Origin of the sequence: Sedimentibacter sp. B4, from assembly GCF_000309315.1 — a bacterium.
Taxonomy (GTDB): domain Bacteria; phylum Bacillota; class Clostridia; order Tissierellales; family Sedimentibacteraceae; genus Sedimentibacter; species Sedimentibacter saalensis.
This window is the reverse complement of record NZ_CANG01000334.1, coordinates 1-369: the sequence shown is the minus strand read 5'-3', so window position 1 is coordinate 369 and position 369 is coordinate 1. Positions and strand designations below refer to the sequence as shown.

1 protein-coding gene is annotated in these 369 nt (G+C 71.0%); it reads left to right on the top strand.

Annotated elements, in window-relative coordinates; genetic code table 11:
* Positions 1-127: 127 nt before the first annotated feature.
* The coding region (locus tag BN358_RS11305; RefSeq protein ID WP_040582831.1) for a glycosyltransferase at positions 128-369 on the top strand (242 nt) is incomplete at its 3' end.

Here is a 369-nt window from a genome sequence, read left to right as displayed (position 1 = left end):
TGACGCCGGCCACCTGGCTGGCCTCGCCGCTGGAGCTGGCGATCACGATTCTCGCCGGGCTCGCCCTCGTGGCGTCCCTGCGATACGGCAGAATGGGCGCCGACCGAATCCGGAACGGGAGAAGCGAATGACCGACCCGGCAGCCCCGCTCGAGCGGGTGCTCGTCATCATCCCCACCTACAACGAGTCGGAGAACCTCCGTCCGATCACGGCCCGGATCCGCGCAGCGGTCCCCGCTGCGCACATCCTGGTGGCGGACGACAACTCGCCCGACGGCACCGGCGCGATCGCCGACGAGCTCGCCGCGGACGGCGACCACGTCCACGTCCTGCACCGCAAGGGCAAGGAGGGGCTCGGGGCGGCCTACAT